This window comes from Paraburkholderia sp. Ac-20342 (genome assembly GCF_017104985.1).
GTDB lineage: Bacteria > Pseudomonadota > Gammaproteobacteria > Burkholderiales > Burkholderiaceae > Paraburkholderia.
This window is the reverse complement of sequence record NZ_JAAGPQ010000016.1, coordinates 1-21518: the sequence shown is the minus strand read 5'-3', so window position 1 is coordinate 21518 and position 21518 is coordinate 1. Positions and strand designations below refer to the sequence as shown.

The following is a 21518-nucleotide window of genomic DNA, read 5'->3' as shown; positions in this document are numbered from 1 at the left end:
AGCCCCCGATGGTCAATTGCGAGACATACACCATGATTCAATCCCCGCTTCCTTACATGCCAGGCCGTGCTTCAGGCTTGAACGCGATCACCCTCGGCCCCTTGCACGGCGCGTCGCACACATTAAACGCCTTGATGGAGCAGGGAACGCTTCGTTCGCTGCAAAGCCTGGATCTGAACGGTCTGACTGCGGCAGTGCGCGGAGGCGACATTGATCTGGTGATATGCGAGGTTACCGGTGCAGAGTACGAGGGACTACTCGTCCCGGCCCGATTGCTCGACGATGCGAGGAAGCATCGCATTGACGGCATGCCGACGGTGCTTTGGATCAGCGACCTACCGAGACGTGCGCTAGACACATATGCGGCCGGTCTGCGCGCGGCAGGGGCGGTGATTGAGATAGCGCCGGACGGGGAGGACATGGCGCAGGCTTTTTTGCGCTGCGCTGAGCGGCCTCAATTACCGGCGCCGCACAAGGCCTTGGTGTCGCGTTATACCGATGACGAACTCATCATGGCGCTTGGCGCGCAGGACATGCGAATCGTCCTGCAACCCCAGGTCGAGTTGAGCTCCGGCCGAATTGTCGGCGCGGAAGCTTTGGTGAGATGGTGCCATCCCAGCGCGGGCGAGATCCCGCCCGCGCATTTCGTGCCGGCGATTACCCGTCTCGCCATGGCACCGATGCTGTTTCACCTGGTGACCGAGCGCGTACTGGGGGTTCAGGCGCAATTGATGAGGATGGGAATCTTCAAGCGCATATCGGTCAATGCATCGGTGTCGACGCTTGCATTGCCGGATGCAGTGAGCAGCCTGGAATCGCGGACGTTGCAGTGGGGCGTATCACCCAACCTGATTACCGTCGAAATCACAGAGGACGAAACGCTTGCCGACAACACGGCTCTAAATCGCGGGTTGCAACGGCTTCGCGCACACGGCTTTGGCCTAAGCATGGATGACTTTGGCACGGGCACGTCCTCGCTCGACCGGCTGACGCGTCTGCCGTTTGACGAGATCAAGATTGACCGTTCATTTGTCCAACGGTTGACGTCGGATCTCGCCGCAAACGCCGTGGTTTCGGCGGCGTTGGGCCTGGGCCGGGAGCTAGGGTTGTCAGTGGTTGCCGAAGGCGTCGAGACTGCCGAACAGGCGTCACGCTTGCAAGCGATGGGCTGCATCCTCGGACAAGGATATGGCCTGGGAAAACCGATGGAGGTCGACGCCTATTTGCGCATGGTCCAGTCAAAAGCTCAGCGCGGTGTGGAGCACTGACGCGACAGCGTTGCCATCCAAAGACCGGCCAGGCCAATCCCGAGCATCAGGTTCTGGCCAAAAGCATGCATTACGTGGGCACTTCCGTAGCCGTGACGGCGCCCATGTCGAAGCCGAATCGGAACAGGTCTGCATCACGTTCGATGCCGAGTTTTCTCATCGCGCTGGATTTCTGGGAGCTGATCGTCTGCTTGGAGCGGTTCAACTGCGCCGCAATTTCGTTGATCGACAAACCGGATACGTACATACGAACGACTTCAATCTCGCGTTTGGTCAGGTCAGGACCGATACGGGCACCCCGAGCATGGCTGGTCGAGGCGCCGTTGGCCGGGTCGTGGGGGAAGTACTGCGCGCCAGCATACACCGCATGAATCGCCGAGATGAGCTGCCGGGTCTCCTGGACCTTGCCGAGCACGGAATGCACTCCCAGCTTGGCAAGTTCGAGAGTGATCGCCGGATTGTCCCACATGGTGAACACCACGATTTTTAGATCAGGATAGTTGCGTCTCAGGTAGGAGATGAAGGCGATGCCGTCTCCATTGGCGCCCCCTGGCATAGCGTAGTCGGTAATCAGCACGTCGCAGGGCACGGTGTCAAGCAGGTGGACGAGCTGTCCGGAATCGCGCGCCAGCCCTTCAACGACGAGCGTGGGAACCGATTGCAGTTCATGCTTGACGCCCGACAGCACGGCGGGGTGATCATCAGCGAGCAGAATGTGGATCTTCATAGCTAGCGGCGGTCCGAACCATTGTCATCGAGCAAAAAGCTGGCGATTTTAAATGTAGCGCAAACCGGGAAAAACCGTGTGAATTATTACAAGATCGGTGCCCTATCCGAGCAATAGCTTCGTTCCAGTCCGAAATTAAACCCGCAGTCGATAGGATTTATACGAAACTATGCCGCGAACTATTGATCACTGTCCACCTGTAAACATAATTTCATCAAATTAATCCAAGGACGGGACTATAAATGGGTTCCGCAGCACGCGTGGTAATCGACAGCAATCCCAGCATCCTCACCCGTCTTCGCCGCTTCCAGCGCCGCCTGCTTTTTGGCGGGGGACTGATCAGTTCCCTCATCGCATTGCTGATCCTCGGTTTGGGCGTATGGTCCAATCTGGACACCTATGTGGAGGCGCAGCGACGTGCGTTCACGCTGGAATTTGATCTGGTTCGGGCACACGGGCAGCAGGGGCTAATCGACCCGGCCAGGATCAGCGGAACGCCGGGGATAGCGATGATTGTCGGCCGCAACGGCTCGATTGCTACAAGGGCCGGTCAAAGTGACGTAGCGGAGGGCGCGCCGTCGCAGCAGACTCTGCAAAGGCTTGCATCCAATGCGGGGGCAGAGCCGCAAGAAGAATACGAGGACGGATTGTTCCTGATTTCGAGACGCCTCTCGGATGGTCAGGCCCTAGTCCACACCTATGACTCCCGCAACCTGGCCGCAGCCGCGAGCGAAGATGCTTTCGCAGATTTGATGATTACCCTGCCCACGCTGGGCATGATGTGGATTCTATTGATCGCCCTAAAATTTCGCGTGTTTAGACCGTTGCTGGAATGGTCACGTCGCGTCTACGAAAACGAGAAGCTCAACCAGGCGCTGATCGACACGGCTCCTGTCGGCCTCGGCTTGATTTCGATTGATTCGGGCAAGGTGCTGGTGCGCAACCAGCTCATGGCGGAACTGGCCAGGCGCATCGCTCCTGCCGAGGATGCGTTGTCGGACGCGTGCCTGCAGCAATATTCGGCCCGCGTCGCCCGCAACGATGTTACCTGGCGGCAAGGAATCTTCAACCAGGACCTGCAATTCGAAACACACGATCGCACAGGCCTTGATCTGTCGGTGAGCATGGTCCGTGTGCGATACCTGGGCAAAAGCGTCCTGGTGACTGCTTTTACCGATGTCACCGCGAAGAGGCGGCTCGACCAGCAATTGCGTAAGGCTCGCCAGGCGTCCGATTCTGCGAATGCGGCTAAGTCGGCTTTCCTGGCGGCGATGAGCCATGAGATCCGTACACCGCTAAACGCCGTGCTTGGCAATCTGGAGTTGCTTTCGCACTCGTCGCTGGACGCCGTGCAGAGAGACCGCCTGCGGACGATACGTATCTCGTCGGATGGCCTTCTGGCCATCGTCGATGACGTCCTGGACTTCTCCAAGATCGAAGCAGGGGAACTGCGGCTGGAGGAGATCGAGTTCGATGTGCTGGAGGTGGTATCAAACGCAATCAGGGTCTTTGCGCCCGTTGCCCGCGCCAAAGGGCTGGTGCTGAACGCATGGCTGGGAGAAGTCACAGAATTGCCGATGACGGGGGATCCGACGCGGTTCAGCCAGATCATTAGCAACCTGCTATCGAACGCGGTCAAATTCACCGAAGTGGGCGAGGTTGCACTCCAGCTATCCATCGATAGCGAACAGAATATGTTGACTGTTGACGTTCGAGATACAGGAATTGGAATGTCGCCTGAGCAGCAGTCCAGATTGTTTCGCCCCTTCAACCAGGCGGATTCCACGATTAACCGCCGCTTTGGCGGCACGGGCCTGGGCCTAGCGCTTACCTACCGGCTCACACAGGCCATGGGGGGAACGCTGTCGGCGCGCAGCGCGCCGGGCGACGGCAGCGTGTTCGCGCTGAGCCTGCCGCTAAGTCACGGCGCGCGCGTGGGAAGTATCCCGCGCTTCGACGGCCAGCATGTCGTTTTACTATCCGCGTGCGCCGCTTGGCGTTCTCATCTCGAGCGTGCTTTGCTCACCTGGGGACTGCGTGTGCATGCATTCGCGGATCCGGCCCAGGTGACAGTCCACGCGCTGGAGACGGCTGACGCCGTCGTGCTTTGGGGAGAACGTTCCGCCTGGGACGCCGACGCGGAGAACCGGGTGATCGAGGAAACCACTTGGGTGATCGATTGCGTCGAGGACGGCCCCGCTGACCCATTGGCCATAGGGCGTTTGCTACGCGTCTCGACCATCGGTCTCAAGGGATTGGCTGATGCCCTGCGTCACAAATTGCAGGGTGCGACACTGGCGGGCACGGACCTGAGACACCCAGTTTTCGCGCGACGGTTGCGCGTGTTGGTGGTGGAGGACTATGGCGTAATCCGCGCGCTGCTGGAGGATCAATTGAGGATGTTGGGCTGTGATCCGGTCGCCGTGCCAGACGGCTCGCAGGCGTTGGCTAACCTTGAAAAGGCCACGTTCGACGTTCTGCTGACTGACCTTACCTTGCCAGAGCTGGACGGTTATGCGCTGGCGGAACAGGCACATGCGCGCTGGCCGACTATGCCAACCATAGCTGCCAGCGCGCACGTCACAGCGCTGGAACGGACGCGGTGCCGGCAATCCGGCATTTCCGTCGTGTTGAGTAAACCGATGGCGCTCGAAGACCTGGCCGGAGCGTTGTCCGAAGTGACCGGTGAGCGGGCCCTGCATGTGGAGGTGCATTCGAGGGGAACGCTGAGAGGCCACCCCATCAGAGGAGATCTGCGGGAGATCTATGGCCAGGCCTGCGAAACGTCGCTGGGCAGGATCCAGCAAGGCAGGGCTGCGGCGAATATTCCCATGCTGCTTGCAGAATTGCATGCATTGCGCGGCATACCCGCCGTCTTCGGCGAGTATGAATTGAGCAGATTTGCGAGCCAGGCCGAAGCGAGTATCGCAGCGCAGGGCGATCTGACTGCCGCAGGACCATTGCTGGACACGATCGAAGAGTGGTTGGAGTGCGCAGGTGGCGCCGGCACGGAAGGAATTCGGAGCAACGCGCCATGAAGACGCGATAGACTGAGCCGTTATTGGCAATACTCAGATCGTAGAAACCCCCAGTGCTGCCGCACCAGTACCGGTGGAGCGATTGAGCAATCCGCTCTAGGGTCACGATCGAGCACTGGTAGTCACGCCGCGCTGTGGGAGTTTTCATAGGATTCCTTGCGAAACATCCACTCTCGACACAGTATGTGGCCCGCGCCCCCCCTTCCCCAGGATGTGGCGGCGCGTCATAATCGCGCGAACGCAGTTCATTGCCCTCGTGCGAGCCTCCGCAGTGACTACAACCGATATGCCGACGACTGACTCCAGCAACGTCCTAGCCCGCTTGCGCCGATATCAGCAGATCCTGGTCATGGGAGGCGGGGCAGCCATAACCGCAGCGGTCATTGGCGCGAGCCTCGTTGAAGTGGTGGCGTCAGTCGACGCGTACATGGCGAGCACGAAGGAGAAAGTTGCCAACGATGTGCGCCAGTCCCTGCGCTTCACAACGCAGGCGGTCGCAACGGTACGCAACAACGTCCAGAACATGGAGTCGGCGTGGAATAGCGCATTAGCTGACAACGGGGAAGGCGAGCCGGTGCCGGGGCCGAGCGGTGTGTTGCGGGTGCAAGCCACCCAAGACGTCCCCCCCCTGCTCGTCATCCGCAACGACGATGCCCCGAATGCTGGCGAGGCTTGGCGCTATGTGATACTGGCCAGCAGAATGGCCCTGGCTACCGGTGCGATCGCCGCCCGCAACGGCGGCGATCTCGCCGTCTACCTGTATAGTGCCGATCAGCGATACTTGATCCTGTCCGTGCTGCCCTGGGGCGGCAGCGAATGGCAAAAACGGATCACAGCCGATCGAAAAAGCCTTTTCGCCGCACTCGGTTCGTCGCAAGGAAAGCCCATTTCGGTTGCACATACTGCCGCGGGCGTCGGCGGCGTGCCGCAGCTGCGTTGGCTGCCGCCGTATGAGAGTCCCCTCACAGGCCAGCAAGCGGTGCGTGTTGCAACGCAACTGCAGGCCGCCGATGGTCAACCCATCGGCACCTTGGTCTATGAAATGCCCCTCGCCGCGTTGGTCTCTACCCTGCCGTCGAGCGGCGTCTCGGGGACGTGTATGGTCGTCGCCGGCGACGGTTCCGAGATTGTGCGATGTCCCGACACAACGGGCCGGGACATGTCGGAGGCGCTTCGCGTGGCCCAGGCTTCCGGATTGCATGGCTCGTCCGAGAGCAAATTTTCCAACGGCTTCGAGCTGAGCAGCTGGCCTTTCGGATCCACCGGATGGACACTTATCCACGCGCTATCATGGCGCGAGATCGCGGCGGGCGTCCGCTCTCAGGTCATTTTGACACTTTCCACCTCCACGTTTGTCATTGCGCTAACCTGGCTACTCCTGCTGTTGGTAAAACGGCGTGTTTTTGTGCCGGCGGTGCGCCAATCCCAGCGCGTCTTCGACAGCGAGCAGCTTAGTCGCACACTGGTTCAGACCGCGCCTGTCGGACTGGGGCTCATCGCACAGAATGGGGATGGCGCGCTCCTGCACAGCCCTACCATGGAAGATGTCGCCAAACGCGTGGCCCACGACGGGAGCGATCTTTCGTCGACCCTTCTGCAGCATTATCAAGAGCGCGGGAGTCAACCCGCGCGGGCTGGCGTGCGGGATCTCGCGCCTGCGGTTCTCAGGGACGAGCTGATCTTTTCGACTCACGACGGCCAGCGATTAGATCTATCGGTCAGCATGGTGCGGGCTCGCTATCAGGACCAGGACGTACTGGTCACGGCGTTCACCGACGTGACCGAAAAAAAGCGCCTGGAACAGGAACTGCACGACGCCCGGCTGGCAGCGGAGTCCGCAAACACGGCCAAGTCGGCTTTCCTCGCCGCGATGAGCCATGAAATCCGCACCCCCTTGAACGCCGTGCTGGGTAATCTGGAACTCCTGGCGTATTCGCCGCTGGACGACTTGCAGCGGGACCGTCTGAATATCATTCGCGGTGCTTCCGACGGCCTACTCACGGTCGTCAGCGATGTGCTCGACTTCTCGAAGATCGAAGCGGGCGAGCTGGTATTGGAAGACCTGCAGTTCGACATCCTGGAGTTGGCTTCCGAGACCCTGATGATGTTCGCACCGGTGGCACGGGCGAAAGGCCTGGAATTGGCGGGAGACCTTGGCCAGGCGGTCGCCTTCCCGATGCAGAGCGACCCTGCGCGTCTGAGGCAGGTGCTGAATAACCTGCTCTCCAACGCGATCAAGTTCACCGAATCCGGAAAGGTCATACTACGTGTGTCGAGTGATGATGCGCGCGCACAGGTGGTCATTGAGGTCGAGGACACCGGTATAGGCATGACCACCGAACAGCTTTCTCGCCTGTTCCTGGATTTCAACCAGGCGGACGCGACAATCAACCGGCGGTTTGGAGGCACGGGATTGGGCCTAGCGCTGAGCCAGCGGCTGATCCACGCCATGGGGGGGAGCCTGGTGCCTCATAGCGAGGCGGGTGCGGGCAGCCGCTTCGAGCTGCGGTTGCCTCGCGGGGTGTCGGCCCACGCGATCGATGCCCCACGCTTTGACGGTGAAAAGCTCCTGCTAGTCGCCGCCGCGGCAGAACAGCGCGAGGCGCTCGCCCGCATGCTGAACGCCTATGGACTGCAGGTGACGACCTACGGCCATCCTGCGCTGATTGCGATCGAAGACGTTGAGGATGCTGGCGTGCTGGTGTTCTGGGGCGATCGTCAGACCTGGCATCCCGATGATGAGAACAGAGTAGTGGAAGAAGCACCCTGGATCGTCGACTGTACAGAGGGCGGCCCCGCGCAGCCTGTCGCGTCCGGACGCCTGGTCAGCGCAACCACGTACGGCATGCGGGCGCTCGTAAATGGACTGCGCTACGCGCTCCAGGGCCATGCATTAGCGGTTCGGGACCAGCCTAGTGTCACCTTAGACAAGCGCCTTCGGGTGCTCGTCGCGGAGGATTCCCCCGTCAATCGCAGGCTGTTCGCCGAGCAGCTTGGACTGATCGGTTGTGACGCCGTCACCGTCGAGGATGCGGAACAGGCGCTCGAGCGCCTGGAACGTGAGACGTTCGATGTATTACTCACCGACCTGTCCATGCCCGGCCAAGATGGTTTTGCGCTGGCTCGACAGACCCGCGAGCGCTGGCCCCGGATGCCGGTATTGGCGGCAACGGCCAACGTGACGCCACAGCAGCGCGAGGAAGGTGAGCGTGCCGGTATGGCGCGTGTGCTGGGAAAACCACTATCTCTCACGGATCTGGCGCAGGCGCTCGCCGAGGTTGCCGGGCTGCGCTGGACAGGATCCAGAACGGCGGATGACGGATTGCTGGGAGGCAGGCCGATGGCGGAAGAAACCTGGCATACCTACAGGCAGTCTTGCCTCGATGCGGTGCAGAAAATGCTAGAAGGTGCGCGCCGGGATGACGCACCGATCCTGCTGGCCGAACTGCATTCCGTCCAGGGCGCATGCCGCGTCTTTGGCTTTGAACAGGTGGCTAAGCGCTGTGCTGTCTTAGCACAGGCAATTTCGCAGCATGGAGTAAGAGCTTGCGGAGATGCGGTGGAAGCGCTGTGCGATGCCCTATTGAGCACAGCGACGCGAGAAGCGCCTCACCTGGCAAGACAGGCCGAGCGGATCGTCGAGCGGCTGGATAGCACACCAGTGGACGGCAGCCAGGAGAGCGTGGCAGAACTTGCGAAAACGCTACTAGCCTCGCTACAAGATGGACAACAACCTTCCGAAACTGCGGGCTGCACACGGGAAGTACGACCGTAACGAGCGGTGAAAACGCTTGTCAGGGCTCTCTTACATGCTCAGAGATGCTGCGCTTTCTGAGGATCGTCCTTTGGTAAGGACTGCGTACTAGATGGCTTATCAAGTCGCACAGGACAGCACCCTGGACATTCTCGCGCACGACCATATCCGCACCGGTTTTCCATCCCTGGTTGAGAGCCCCAAGCGTTGTACCCGCTACGTAAATGATACGTTGATGCAACGTATGCTGGTCACACAACTGACGCGTCACCAGCAAAGGATCCAAATCCTGTGCGTGTTCATTGCCATCGACAACTACGACGCGCAATCGCGTGTTCGGCTTGCGCAGGTCAATCGGATGCGTGGCGAACGACGTATGAAATCCCGCCCGAGTCAACGCGCCGTATAAACTAAGAAAAAGATCAAACCTTTCGGAGGCCGCTGTGCTTAGCAACAAGAGGACCACATCAAATCTGTTCATCTTCTAACCTATCTCACCCATACATCACCCCCTGTGTGACGTCAAAGAATTAAGACTCGCATTGCATTGGCCTGACCATCGTTTAGGTATGCTCAGGACTCTTGACTGCGGTCGACAAGCGACCGCCCCCGATACTTTCACCCCAATAACCGACTGCGTTAGCCGACGTCGCTAGCAGCAGGCTTATCCCGACGAAGCGCGGGCGCCGAAGGATCGCAGGTCACGGGGATTCGCAGGTAATACTCGCCGCCTTCGCGGGCAGGTAGGGTATATGGGACTTCGCACACTGACTGCGCCCAACGGACAGTGAGCTTGCCCGAATCCTTACCATCCGTAATCATCGTGAGTGCGCGACCACGCGGATCCGTAATGCCAAGGCGCGTGCCATCGACGCTGTCGACCGTAGCGCCGAACGGAATGGGCTGGCCGTCCGCCTGCACGATCTCGAACTGGACGCGGCGACCAGTGTCGGCCTTGAAGGTCGCCAGCGCCGCTGCGCCTCGCGTGGGGACGACCTTCTGGGTGGCGTTGTCGAACTCAATGTCGGTATCTACGTCGCGTGCACTAATCTGTATCCAGTTTCCCCGGAAGGGCATTGCCGAAGGCACGATGGCGTAGCCATTGCTTCCCGTCGTCACGCCCGAATAGCTGGATGCCGCAATGCCCGCCACGGGCGGATCCACCTTGGCCAGCGCGAAGGTATCGCTGAGCGACTGCCCCAGGTTCACGCCGCCTTCATGCACGACCAGCGACCCGTTGGCCGATAGCGTGCCCGAGCGGAACTGGTTGCCTTGGCTGTACGACGCACTAAGACGTCCCACGGACGTGGTCGTGCTGATCGCCGCTGATCCGCTGGCGTCGCCATCGACGTCTCGGCCGCTTGCCAGGGAATAGCTGATGTCCTGCTCGGTCGGTAGGCGGCCTGTCACCCCGGCCTGTACCGAAGTCCCGGACGACTGCCGGTTCAGCGCTGTGTAGCCCTGGGGCGCATTGCTGCCACGTCCCAGCGGGAACGACAGCGACAACGACACAACGTCGTCGGAGTAGCGCTGCCGGGAAACCTGCGAACTGACGTTGCGAGAATGCGTGTAGCCCAGGTTGTAGCTCACGGGGCCGATGGAATTGCTATATCCGACGGTAAGGCTGCTGGATTGTGAATCGTCCCACAGGCGAGAGTGCGATCCGCTCAGGTACAGATTGCCGTAACGGCTGCTGCTGCCCAAGTTCTGCGACATGTAGCCGTCCACGCGCGATTTCACCTGGGCAGCGCTCGCGAAGTAGCGGTAGCGATCATCGATCATGCTGCCCGCCTGAACGTGGTCGGCCAGGCTGCGGAACCCCTGACTGAACGACTGTTGGTAATTGACGGATACGTTCGTGTTCGTGGCTTCGATGAACTTCTGATAGCGCAGATTCCACCGCGTGCCAGAGGCCTTGTCGCCGGCTGCATCGCTACGCGCATGTGTCGCATCCAGGGATATCGCGCCCGCACTCGTGTTCAGCCCCACTCCCGTGGACAGAGCCTGATAGCCCTGTGAGAGCTGGGCGCCGCCTGCCAGGGTGAGGTTTCCGGTCAGGCCATAAAGCATGGAGCCGCTGGCAAACATAGGCCGATCGGTGCCACGATAGGCTTCGCGGTACTGCCCGACGGCGGCGTCATACGTGATGCGGCCTTCGCGCACCATCAGCGGGGGGCTGGAGAACGCCTGGCGCGTCACGCGGCGGCGTCCGTCGGCCTCGATGACGGTTATCTCCAGATCGCCATTGGAACCTGACGGAGCAAGGTCGGTGATCTCGAACGGACCTGGCGCCACCGTCGTCGTGTAGATAAGGAAGCCATTCTGCCGGACCTCGATCGTCGCATTGGATTCGGCCGTGCCGCGGATCACGGGCGCGTAGCCCTGTTCGCTATCCGGGCGCATGGCTTCGTCGGACCCCATGGTGACGCCCAGGAAGCGCACGCTATCAAACAGCGCGGACCGTGTGTAGGTCTCGCCCAGCGCAAGTTGACTCTTGATACCGCTGAACCCGCGCTGAACGTACGTGTTCTGACTGGTGAACTGGGTACCTTGATACCCGCCCGAGGAGACGAACGAGTTATTGCGCAGGCGCCACGGCCCCAGGTTGGCGCCCATGCGCAGGCTCACGTTAGTCTGCTGCGAGGAAGACGCGCCCCTGGACGATGAAAAGTTGTGCATGGTGCTGGCGTTGTAGTTCACAAATGCCACGGGCACGCCGTCTTCCCACAGCGCAGGGTCGATATAGCCACGTCGAGCCGCATTCAGGTAGATCTGCGGCATGCTGATGTTCAGCCGCAGACTGGCCGGATCGTAGATGACCTTGGCATCAAGGATGAGCTCGCCCAGCCGGTAGCATTGCACCGGACGCAGCGGCTTACCATCGACCTCGATCTTCTCCGAAGACACGCCGAGTTGTTGCAACATATCGATCGAAAAGCAAGGCCAAGGCTCACCGCCCGCATCATCCTGCAGGAAGGTGATATCGCGACGACCGGCGAACGTCGAATTCAGGTACAGGTCCACCCGATAGGTGCCGGGCAGCACATCGCTGCCCGACAGCAGGTTTTTGACGTCCACCGGAGCACGCAGCCCGTTCATGAAAGCAAGGCTGTATGGCTGTTGCGTATTCGCCGACGCCAGGACAACTTTCTTCTGGTCGCGCAGCGGTTCGGTGCTCTCCGCAGATTGCGCGCCGATCGGCAGGCCCAGGGCCAATGCGCTAAGCGCGGCGGCGCGGCTGCAGGAGTATCGCTTGGTTGTTTTCATAAAACTTGTCGCCAGCGGCTTGCGCAGCCGAGTACTAGCCGGCCGATCCGGAAGATCCGGATCGCGCCAGGCGAACGATATTGGGATTGGTGCGAAGCAGGTTTGCGCGGCAGGGCCGTATGGCAGTACCTAAACCGTCAAAAATTACGAGATCACGGCTTGGGCCGTGACGGGGCTGCTGTCGGAGAGCGTGGCTTCGAACTTGTCGGCGCCGCCATAGTCGTTGATGCTCGAAAAAGTCAGTTTCGAACCCGCTCCATCGAACGGCAGGCGGACGGTTTCGCCCGGTGCGATCATGGTGGCAGGTAGGCGCTTGCCGGCCCCGACGGAGATGTTGCTCAATGAGACGTGATAAGCGGTCGGGTTGGTGATCTGCAGCATTGGTTTGCCGGATTCGCGAGCAATGCTCCATGTCAGCGCGCCGGGGGCATCTGCGACATTGCCTGCCAGGCCCTTCGGACGGAAAAATACCTTGATGCGCTGAAGCACCGCCACCTGCAACGAGCCCGCAGAATTTGTGCCCTCCGGTATTTCCTGCACGTTGAGCCAGAACACGGACTCTTTGTCCTGCGGCAATGCGTTCTTGCCGCCTGCATACAACACGCGTAATAGCTGCTGTCCGTCAGGACGCATCTTCGCCAGAGCCGGTGTCACGGCAAGCGGCAACTCGCCCTCGTCATTGGGCGTGTTGCTTTCGATCCATGCTTGCACCAAGATGTTGGAGTTCCCATTGCGTACGGCAAGCGAGGCTTCCTTATATTTGCCGTCAAAGACAAGCCGGGTACCACTGAGCGTTATCGACGCGTTTGCACTTGCGCTCCACGTCAAAGTGGCGGCAGTCACGAGTGCGGACAAATACCGAAGGATGGTTGAGATAGGCATGCTGTCCTCCTATGTCGCCTTTCCTGAAATGCGGTGGGGCAGGACAGGCGGGTTAAATTAGTCATACGAAATTTCAGAAATCCGGCGTGTGCCCTTCGCTTGCAGCACGGCTGCCCGAGAGTCACAGATACACGACCGTGACCTTTGCCTTCGCGCTCACCTCGCCGACGGAGGCTCCTCCTTCCATGTCCGGCAGCCGCACGTATTGAGCAGTGAAAGGAAGATCGTAAGTGGCACCTACCGGCACGCTCTTGTCGCCCAGCGAGATGGGAGCTCGAGAGGGAAGCGTGCTGCCGACGGGTGCGGGGCCGAATTCGACCGGAGTCGTGGAGTTTCCGTAGTAGATACGTATACCGACGTTCGAGTCATTGGCCTGCTGCAGGTAGTCCCGCTCACTGCCTTCGGACAGAGCATCCGTGAAATAGAGGCTGAACTTCGCGCCGGCGTCACAATTCCTCGCTGAGAGGGTGAATCCCATTTCCCCTTCAGCGCCAGCAGATCGGCTGGCGTTGCTACGCGCTACGGAAGCACTCACAATCGGCAACAGCGGAACAGTCTGGTTCAACGCCGCAGTATCGAACTCGCAGGTGGGAACGGGTTCGTATGGCAGCTTAATATTGGCCAAGGCCCCAGGAGGCAGTGTGGCCATAGAGACGATGCAACCCGTGCCGTTGGGATCATCAGGGAATGTGGCCTCTCCAAAGCCTGTCCAATAAAAGAAAAACGACTCCGTAGAAAGCGTCTTGTCGCCGCCGACGTAGAGAGCGGGATCAGTCACCACCAATTCAAACTTGAAGGTGTCGGCATACAGTACGTCGGATGCCGATCCGTCCAACTTCCCTGACATTGTTGTGATTGGTTGGCCCGCAATGACCGTACCAGGATCTACAGTCGTCATGTCTTTAATGCCGCCCGACGAAGTCGCGGCCTCCCACGTGACCCTCAATCCGACGCCAGCGGCACCTCTCAGAGGAATGGTCTGGAACTCCGATTCGGGCTTTGTCCCAAACCAGGAGCTGACCGACCTAAACAACTCGCCCTCTGTAGGATTCAAGATGAAAGTATGGGATGCCGCATTGGCTGTGGCCAACACCATTCCGGCGGTCACCTTCTCCGTTAGAGGTTTGATAGTCCACGCGGTCATACCACCCCAAGCAGCCTGACTACTGCAAGTCGACGCAGCCGTTGCCTGAGAAGACCAGGCGAGACAGCCCGCAAATACCAGGGATGCGGCGCGGACTACTGGCTTGCCACCGAAGAACTTTTGGATTAGTGCTGTAATCATGGTATTGAACAAACGGATGTCCTCGGCGACAACAGGGGAAAAGTGACACATCCGCCGCCAAACCGACGGCGGTGTGCGTGACCCGCCTCGCAGTAGTGATTGAAAGGCGAGTCGTTTACGGCTTACTCGTAGGTCAGCTCGTAGTTCACGGTGGCGTTGGCAACACCGGTCACCACGTCGGTGGCGGCCTTGCCTGCGGCCATGGCGTAGTAAGCCTTCAGCGGGAAGGAGGTGTAACCCCCGACGAGGTCACCAGCCAGGGCGACCGAGCCGCTCGTGAAGTCCAGCGGGGTACCGGTGTTGTCATTGATCAGCATGACCTGCACGTTCTGGGCGCCGCCCGGTTGCAGGCCGATGCCCTTGCCCGCAGCAACCTGGCGCGTCAGCTTGAGGGCCACTTCGGTGCCAGCCGAGCAGGTCAGTTCCAGAGTCAGAGGCTGGGTCAGCTGACCGGAGACGGTGCCGGAGGCGGGTTGCGCTTCGGTGCCCAGGTCGTTGATTGCCACGGAACCCATGTCGACGGTGATGCTCCCGCCGTTGCTGCTGACGTTGGCGCTGTTGCTCGCAACGGTGCAGGCGTTGGCATTGATGCGGCCGGTGAACTTGATGAGGCCGGTCGCGCCAACAACGGGAGCCGCGTGCGCTGCGGTCATCCCCATTGCGGAAAGGACAGCGAGGGCGATAAGGTGATTTTTCATTGGATAAATTTGGACCTGATTAGAATTAATGAATCTTCCCAACCAGGAAAACTTCCTTGTTGAGAACGTCAACCCGATTTATGAGCGGGTACCGAAATTCTAGGAATTAACGGCTGATTTTCGTTATTGACTGGTACGAGATTTCTGAGAAATAGATCGTATTGGTACGAAAAATGGCCACATGACTGGAAAGTGGACACGTCTCATCCACCTGTTCAACTCAAGCGCCATCGCCAATCCGCCTTGCACTACGTGCGACAGTAATTTCGGCCGTTCGCCGCGCGCGACGGTAGCCAAGTTGCCTGGTGTGCCACCGCCAGGAGCGTGGGCGGTAGGATTAGGCTGAGTTAAAGCGGGTCACGCCGACGATCCACAAACCGTAGAATTCCAATCAATTTCCATTGCTGACCGTCACTGAAGGACTGGCTGCCTGAGGAGCATTTTCCATGGGCGCGAACGATGCGGTTGTGACGCGATCCAAATCTATCGGTGTCTCATGGACACGCGTGAAGGGCGCCAGGCGCCAGTCGTATGATCCGTCGATGCTGTTGACGGTTTTAGCGTATGTATGGCTACGCCATGACGGTGTGTTCGTCGCGCAAGATCACCCGACAGCTGGAGATGGATGTGGAGATTCCGGTGTTTTGGGGGGGGGCAATTTTCCGGTGCACAAAACAAACCGAGAGTTCCACCAATTGCATCTGGCCGAGTTCAAGACGTTGTTTATGCAGGCGGTGCAACTGGCGCGCGTGGGGAGGCTGGTAGGCGGAAGTCGGCATTGGCTGCTTCCTTGTGGCGTTGACGATAAACCAGGCAGCGGGACGCCAAGTACGCGACACTTTCACGCGCACAGCACCAGACGAAGATTCTCACGCAATGTCTCCGCCGATAGAATAAGGGGGGATGCTACCTGCCACTCACCCTCTCGGCGATATCAGTGCTCTGATGGCACTGTTCGCCGGGCAATGGGAAGTAGTTCAGACGCGACAAGCCGAACGTGACGAACTCGATCACAGTAGCCGTGGCGACCGCGAGGAAATTGCCCGCCTGATGTTGCCGCAGACTAAGTTGCGGCGTTTGTCCTGCAGTACGAGAAGCCGTGGCATCAAGACAGCCTGTCGCAGCTTGGGCTCGAAGCGTTGTGCTTCAGTCAAAGCGTGCGTAACCTAGCCATGCCGACACCTGTGCCGCATTTGCAACGTCACGCTCCCAAGGCACAGGCTCCCGCAGGCCCTAGCGCACGCCGATGGCTCGCTCAGGTTTGCCAACCCATACCCAAAAGCGTAAGAGTGAAGAAATGCGGATTTATTGTCTAATTCATTAATCTCTAAAGAAAGCCTTCGTTTGAAAGGACGGTTATGTGCACCTCTCTTCTTTATTTGGATGCAGCCAAGCGCGCCTATCTCGGACGAACGTTAGAGCTAAGCATAGAGCTTCCCTATCAAATATCGTTCTTTCCTAAGTCGCTTCCGTTGTTTTCTTCCATTGACGGCTTTTCCCCGCTTTCCTGGAATGTCCAATACCCATTCCTTGCCATCACCATGCCCGCAACGGCGCCTGTGCCTGGAAAGCTTGGCGATGCCACAGATCTCAAAGTCATTGAGGGTATGAATAGTGTCGGCCTCACCTTCAGTGTCCAATCCTATCCTGACGCCGCGGGCTCGGCTCCTGAGGCTGAACCCAAATGTAACGTGCTGTCTGCCATAGACCTTGGCGCCTGGGTTTTAAGTCAGTTTTCAAATGTCGATGAAGTCAAGGCTGCACTGACTGGCTTGAAGGTGATTCCGGACGCTGTGCCAATTTTGGGCGGCTTGAGAATGCCATTTCATTATGCTGTTCACGATGCCTCGGGAAAAAGCATAGTGATTGAGTTTCATCATGGAGTCAGGGAGATTTATGACAATCCGGTGGGCGTGATGACCAATTCCCCCCAATTCCCCTGGCACCTAACGAATCTGAACAACTATACCTTTCTGACCAATATTGACCACTCCAAAGCCAAATTCGGAAACTATGAAGCCGCACAATTTGGCTCCGGCATTGCCAAAATAGGCCTGCCCGCCACCGACACTTCAGTCGACCGTTTCATTCGCGCAGTGTTTTATGCTGCTTTTGCAGAAAAACAAGTGGATCCGGAAAAATCGGTTCAGATGGTCGCGCATATTATGAACAATTTTGATCGCCCGCGAGGCATCACTGTTGACTCCCCGAATCAAGGGAGTGATCATCTGAACATACAAGATCATGCTCTTACAGGCATTCCAACTGAGTTCACCTCTTGGACGAGTATCTCAGATCTTGAGGGAAAGAGATTCTTTGTGCGAGGGAGCGATGGAATGAATTATACGAGCTTTGATATTCAAGCTTTGTGCCAGGATTTGGACGCGTTTAAGACTGTTCCAATGACGCACGTGCTATCGAGTTCTTACAGTTCTCTTTCTAAACTCGTTGGACGATGAACACCGCATTTGCAGTGAAGTGAGTAATGCAAAATCAATAAATGAGCAATATGCTCAGGAATTAACAACGTAGGCAATAACGAGAAAAGGAAGGGCAGATGGTCAGTGTGAAGAGTTGTCGCACCGGGATAGCATGCCTGCTCGGACGTGTATGTCTTTTGGTCGGCCTTTTGCTCGTGGCTTTTCCGATATGGGCTCAAGACGAAAGCCCGTTGGTGCTTATCAATCGCTCCAGTCCCAGCGAGACGTACGGTTCTCTGATCTCCGGCGCGAAGCGACTCGAAAGCCTGTATCGAGCCTATACCAACGACAAAACGTTCGGCAATCTTCGCGAACTTCGTTATGAATTCCGACGCTTGCGCACGCTCCTTGATTTGAGCGCCGTGCCGGAGGCCAGCCGAGTCAAGGTCGGCGACGAAGCACTTACCTATCTTGCTGATATCCTGATCAGACTGCCTGCCCCCGATCTGACAAAAATACCCGGGGTGGTCGCCGGTGAAAAAGGCCTGCCTGCCAGTTGGGAAATCCCTGGCACCGATATCCAGATTGCTCGCGTTACGAGCGGTCCCAATACGGGCGCCTATCTCGTCACGACTAATAGCATCGATGCTCTCGCCGACGACTATATCCGGATGCAGCATCTACCGGTACTCCATCCCCGGCATTACCCATTGTTCCACCTGGAGTATATCAATGCCACGGGACCCTTTATCCCTGATTGGCTTGGAAAGCACATCCCCGACTCACTGAAGGCGGATTATCTTAATACCCCTATTTGGAAATTTATCGCGATAGCGTGTGTTGTGGTATTGATGTTGGCACTTGCCTACGGTTGGGTTCGTGTGGTTCAGACTCAGAGCCGTCACGCAAGCAATGTAAAGAAACTGGCTTGGCACTTTACATTGCCTACTATGTTCCTGAGCATCTATTACTTGAGCGTGCAACTCCTCATCGCCCATATCAACCCTGCGGGGCTTCTTGCAATGGGGGAGGGCCTGCTTGCCACAGCGATTTGGTATGGGTTGGCGGCCTGGGCAGCATGGATCGGTTGCCTCCTGTTAGCCGACCTCGTCATTAGTAAGCCTGGAATTGCAGGGAATACCCTCGATAGCCATCTGCTTCGTCTGACTGCACGCATTGCCGCGATCTGTCTTGCAGGAGGCTTTCTCATTTACGGTGCCAACGAAATTGGCATCCCCGCGTATGGCCTCGTTACCGGCATTGGCGTCGGCGGTATTGCCCTTGCACTGGCCGCGCAATCAACGATCGAAAACCTCTTCGGAGGTATCGCGTTGTTCGCGGACAGACCCTTTCGCATCGGCGACACCATCAGCTTTAATAATGCACTGGGAACGGTTGAAACGGTGGGAACCCGGTCCACTCGAATTCGTGCGCTGGACGGGACGTTCGTCACGATGCCCAATGGCGATCTTGCCAAAATGAAGATCGAGAATCTCACCCGACGCAACAAATGCCTGGTAGCGCAAAGATTTTCGGTGCAACTCGATACTTCTGTCGATCAACTCCGTCAGCTACTTGAGGGCATACGGCGTCTGGCCGCTGCTGAAGAAACGATTGAGAAATCGGACGGGTGGCCACGGGTTCGTTGTGTGGGCATCGCGGTCGGCCATATCGATGTAGATTTGCGAGCCTATGTCTTGACCAAAGACTATACGACGTTTCTCGAGATACAGGAGGCCTTGCTTTTGCAGATACTCGAATTGATTGAAGAATTGGATATCCCGCTTGCCAGACCCGTGCTCGCTACGATGACTGAATCCACCTCTTAGGTATTTTTTATTTCGACCTCTCAATTGATGAATCCCCTGCATAGCGGTTTTTAAATTCTCAACGTGATGGGGGCCGGCGTGTTGATGCCAGCCAAGAAAGCCTAATGGATACCTTTACGATCATCATCGCCATGCTGGCCGCAGTCATGCTAAGCGGCATCGTGGTACGTGTACTACCTATCTCTATTCCGATACCGTTCCTGCAGATAGCTCTCGGCGTGCTAATCGCAGCGGTGTTCGAGCGCGGAGTGCAGATTGAGCCGGAGATTTTTTTCCTGTTGTTCCTGCCGCCGTTGCTGTTCTTGGATGGATGGCGAGTTTCGAAGGTTGCGGCATTACGCGAAGTCTCATCAATTCTTCAACTGGCTATCGGCTTGGTGTTGCTAACGGTAGTTGGTACGGGGTATCTCATTCACTGGATGATTCCTTCGATACCTCTGCCTGTTGCATTTGCCATTGCGGCCATCCTCTCGCCCACGGACCCAGTGGCAGTCGGGGCGATTGCCCGCCGGGTGCCCATCCCGCGAAAGATGATGACCATATTGGAAGGAGAGGCGCTCTTTAATGATGCCAGCAGTCTGGTCGCCTTTCGCTTTGCTGTTGTGGCGGCTGTGACAGGCGCGTTTTCGCTTTCGGACGCGACGTTATCGTTCTTGTGGATTTCCTCAGCAGGTATCGCCATAGGAGTCAGTGTTACCGCGATTCTGATGTACACGAAAGGGGTTATCCAACGGCGATTTGGGGTCGAGCCGGGCAGCGATGTACTGCTGAGCCTGGTTATGCCGTTTGTCGTTTATTCCATTGCCGAGCGGGCCGGAGCATCTGGAATTCTGGCAGCAGTCGCGGCAGGCATCTGCATGAGTTATGTCGAGATGTCGGGCCGGCTGCCGGCAACGGGCCGGGTCAATCGTCAAACGATATGGACAATCGTGCAATTCACCCTGAACGGGATGATGTTTGTACTGCTCGGAGAGCAATTGCCGGCACTGTTAGGCAACCTTGCCCTGGCGGCAAAGGAAAGCGGGCGGCCTGAACAATTGTATTGGTTGCCCGTATATGCCGCGGTGATTTACCTGGGCTTGATTTTGACTCGGCTGGTCTGGGTGGTTATTTCTTTGAAGCTGGAGGAGTTTATAGGAAAGCGCCGCGGCAAGCCTCGGGCAAAGGTGAGCAGACGCCTCATCCTCGCGATGTCCCTGGCGGGTGCACGGGGCTCTATCACGCTGGCAGGCGTCATGGCGCTACCTCTTACATTGCTTGATGGCACTCCATTTCCTGCTCGCGAACTTGCTATCTGTTTGGCAGCCATCGTGTTATTGCTTTCACTGATCGTTGCAAGCATAAGCTTGCCGCCGCTGCTGCGGAGCATGAGTTCCACGGCTGCGGACCCGGTATCGCACGAACGAGAACTCGTGCGGGCTGCCATGCTTGAAGCGGCGTCTGCGAGCGTGGTAGCAACACGTCAGCGTCTCATCACCGAGCATCCCGAGGACTCAGCCCTGTGTGCAAGTGTGACAGAAAGCCTGTTGGCGAAGTTTCAACGCCAGGCAGGTCAAGATGCCACAGAACACTCAGCCGAAACGTTTGCCAGAGAGCGCACGATCGAACGTCAGATGCAACTTGCAGCTATCGGGGCGTCACGACAAGCCGTGTATCGTCTGGCAAAGCGACATCGCATCTCCGATACTTTGGCTCGTGAGCACGTGATGTGGCTGGATCTGCAGGAGACGTCGCTACTCGGATCCGCGGGTACTGAGCCCCACGGCTACTAGATCAATCGGCTGGACACCACAGCACTTGCGCTAGACGCCTGCACATAGGACCAGAATTGGTCTATCGACCACCTCATCACCAGTCTTCAGTACGGTAGAGCGTGGTATTGCACTGATTGCATTTGAAAAGGCGACGTGAATCGTGCGCATCTTCATAGCCCCAGTTTCTGATGCTCATTGAATTGCAAACAATGCACTGAATTCCACGCCTCGTTTTGCACTGCGGATTCTTCTGTAGATACTGCGCCAGCGTTGGAATTGCCTCTGCAACCCGGTCGGCGCGGGTCGATTTGCGATATGCCGCTCTGAGAAAAAAAACAACAATCGCGAACAGCAGCAAAAGATCCACGAGTGATTTCATAACGCTTTAGGCATATTCAATTTAATAAATGCACACTCCAAAAGGTGTCACGAAATGACACCTCCAAGATGAAGCATCACTTTGCCTTGGTAGTCGAGCCTGAACAATCCTCGAAGCCTTATGGTGCAAGGCTTTGCGCTCTGAATGGGGTTGAGGGAATTGCAGGAAGCAGGCATATTAACGCGTAATTCCTGCATTTTTTGACGAGGTGCGGATG

The 21518-nt window shown here is 58.0% G+C and carries 14 protein-coding genes; 7 read left to right on the top strand and 7 right to left on the bottom strand.

Features of this window, described 5'->3' with window-relative positions; all coding sequences use genetic code 11:
- Nucleotides 1–32 precede the first annotated feature (32 nt).
- Nucleotides 33–1268, top strand: a complete 1236-nt coding sequence (locus G3N58_RS08955) for an EAL domain-containing protein (RefSeq protein WP_205998970.1) — start codon at nucleotides 33–35, stop codon at nucleotides 1266–1268.
- 70 nt (nucleotides 1269–1338) lie between these two features.
- Here the strand turns inward: G3N58_RS08955 and G3N58_RS08950 are convergent, their stop codons facing one another.
- Nucleotides 1339–1995 (bottom strand): response regulator transcription factor, encoded by a 657-nt coding sequence (locus G3N58_RS08950; RefSeq protein WP_205998969.1) that lies wholly within the window; start codon nucleotides 1993–1995, stop codon nucleotides 1339–1341.
- 242 nt (nucleotides 1996–2237) lie between these two features.
- Here G3N58_RS08950 and G3N58_RS08945 point away from each other — a divergent pair, with 242 nt between their 5' ends.
- From G3N58_RS08945 to G3N58_RS08935, 3 genes are all read left to right on the top strand, one after another.
- Nucleotides 2238–5033 (top strand): ATP-binding protein, encoded by a 2796-nt coding sequence (locus G3N58_RS08945; protein ID WP_205998968.1) that lies wholly within the window; start codon nucleotides 2238–2240, stop codon nucleotides 5031–5033.
- 271 nt (nucleotides 5034–5304) lie between these two features.
- On the top strand, nucleotides 5305–8808 hold the full coding sequence (locus G3N58_RS34625; RefSeq protein ID WP_205998967.1) for an ATP-binding protein: 3504 nt from the start codon (nucleotides 5305–5307) through the stop codon (nucleotides 8806–8808).
- Between the two features lie 91 nt (nucleotides 8809–8899).
- A complete protein-coding gene (locus tag G3N58_RS08935) occupies nucleotides 8900–9196 on the top strand; it encodes a hypothetical protein (RefSeq protein ID WP_205998966.1) in 297 nt (98 codons plus the stop codon).
- Nucleotides 9197–9426: 230 nt separating this feature from the next.
- On the opposite strand, the gene G3N58_RS08930 is transcribed toward G3N58_RS08935, so the two are convergent.
- From G3N58_RS08930 to G3N58_RS08910, 5 genes are all read right to left on the bottom strand, one after another.
- The gene (locus tag G3N58_RS08930) at nucleotides 9427–12054 is read right to left on the bottom strand and encodes a fimbria/pilus outer membrane usher protein (RefSeq protein WP_205998965.1); all 2628 of its coding nucleotides are present in this window, start codon (nucleotides 12052–12054) and stop codon (nucleotides 9427–9429) included.
- 144 nt (nucleotides 12055–12198) lie between these two features.
- On the bottom strand, nucleotides 12199–12936 hold the full coding sequence (locus G3N58_RS08925) for a molecular chaperone (RefSeq protein ID WP_205998964.1): 738 nt from the start codon (nucleotides 12934–12936) through the stop codon (nucleotides 12199–12201).
- 121 nt (nucleotides 12937–13057) lie between these two features.
- Nucleotides 13058–14233: a fimbrial protein gene (locus tag G3N58_RS08920; RefSeq protein ID WP_205998963.1), complete on the bottom strand. Its 1176-nt coding sequence runs from the start codon at nucleotides 14231–14233 to the stop codon at nucleotides 13058–13060.
- A gap of 110 nt (nucleotides 14234–14343) precedes the next feature.
- Entirely contained in the window at nucleotides 14344–14919 is a 576-nt protein-coding gene (locus G3N58_RS08915; RefSeq protein ID WP_241017043.1) for a type 1 fimbrial protein, read from the bottom strand.
- 572 nt (nucleotides 14920–15491) lie between these two features.
- Nucleotides 15492–15698 (bottom strand): hypothetical protein, encoded by a 207-nt coding sequence (locus tag G3N58_RS08910; protein WP_205998962.1) that lies wholly within the window; start codon nucleotides 15696–15698, stop codon nucleotides 15492–15494.
- Between the two features lie 579 nt (nucleotides 15699–16277).
- Between G3N58_RS08910 and G3N58_RS08905 the strand changes: the two genes are divergently transcribed.
- From G3N58_RS08905 to G3N58_RS08895, 3 genes are all read left to right on the top strand, one after another.
- A complete protein-coding gene (locus G3N58_RS08905) occupies nucleotides 16278–17378 on the top strand; it encodes a linear amide C-N hydrolase (protein ID WP_205998961.1) in 1101 nt (366 codons plus the stop codon).
- A gap of 215 nt (nucleotides 17379–17593) precedes the next feature.
- Nucleotides 17594–19168, top strand: a complete 1575-nt coding sequence (locus G3N58_RS08900; RefSeq protein WP_346778253.1) for a mechanosensitive ion channel domain-containing protein — start codon at nucleotides 17594–17596, stop codon at nucleotides 19166–19168.
- A gap of 104 nt (nucleotides 19169–19272) precedes the next feature.
- The gene (locus tag G3N58_RS08895) at nucleotides 19273–20940 is read left to right on the top strand and encodes a Na+/H+ antiporter (RefSeq protein ID WP_205998959.1); all 1668 of its coding nucleotides are present in this window, start codon (nucleotides 19273–19275) and stop codon (nucleotides 20938–20940) included.
- Between the two features lie 76 nt (nucleotides 20941–21016).
- Here G3N58_RS08895 and G3N58_RS08890 read toward each other — a convergent pair whose 3' ends face one another.
- A complete protein-coding gene (locus tag G3N58_RS08890; protein ID WP_205998958.1) occupies nucleotides 21017–21289 on the bottom strand; it encodes a hypothetical protein in 273 nt (90 codons plus the stop codon).
- Nucleotides 21290–21518: the final 229 nt, after the last annotated feature.

Coding starts and splice junctions, on each gene's coding strand:
- G3N58_RS08955 (WP_205998970.1), top strand. CDS start 33: ATGATTCAATCCCCGCTTCCTTACATGCCAGGCCGTGCTTCAGGCTTG.
- G3N58_RS08950 (WP_205998969.1), bottom strand. CDS start 1,995: ATGAAGATCCACATTCTGCTCGCTGATGATCACCCCGCCGTGCTGTCG.
- G3N58_RS08945 (WP_205998968.1), top strand. CDS start 2,238: ATGGGTTCCGCAGCACGCGTGGTAATCGACAGCAATCCCAGCATCCTC.
- G3N58_RS08935 (WP_205998966.1), top strand. CDS start 8,900: ATGGCTTATCAAGTCGCACAGGACAGCACCCTGGACATTCTCGCGCAC.
- G3N58_RS08930 (WP_205998965.1), bottom strand. CDS start 12,054: ATGAAAACAACCAAGCGATACTCCTGCAGCCGCGCCGCCGCGCTTAGC.
- G3N58_RS08925 (WP_205998964.1), bottom strand. CDS start 12,936: ATGCCTATCTCAACCATCCTTCGGTATTTGTCCGCACTCGTGACTGCC.
- G3N58_RS08915 (WP_241017043.1), bottom strand. CDS start 14,919: ATGAAAAATCACCTTATCGCCCTCGCTGTCCTTTCCGCAATGGGGATG.
- G3N58_RS08910 (WP_205998962.1), bottom strand. CDS start 15,698: ATGCCGACTTCCGCCTACCAGCCTCCCCACGCGCGCCAGTTGCACCGC.
- G3N58_RS08905 (WP_205998961.1), top strand. CDS start 16,278: ATGTGCACCTCTCTTCTTTATTTGGATGCAGCCAAGCGCGCCTATCTC.
- G3N58_RS08895 (WP_205998959.1), top strand. CDS start 19,273: ATGGATACCTTTACGATCATCATCGCCATGCTGGCCGCAGTCATGCTA.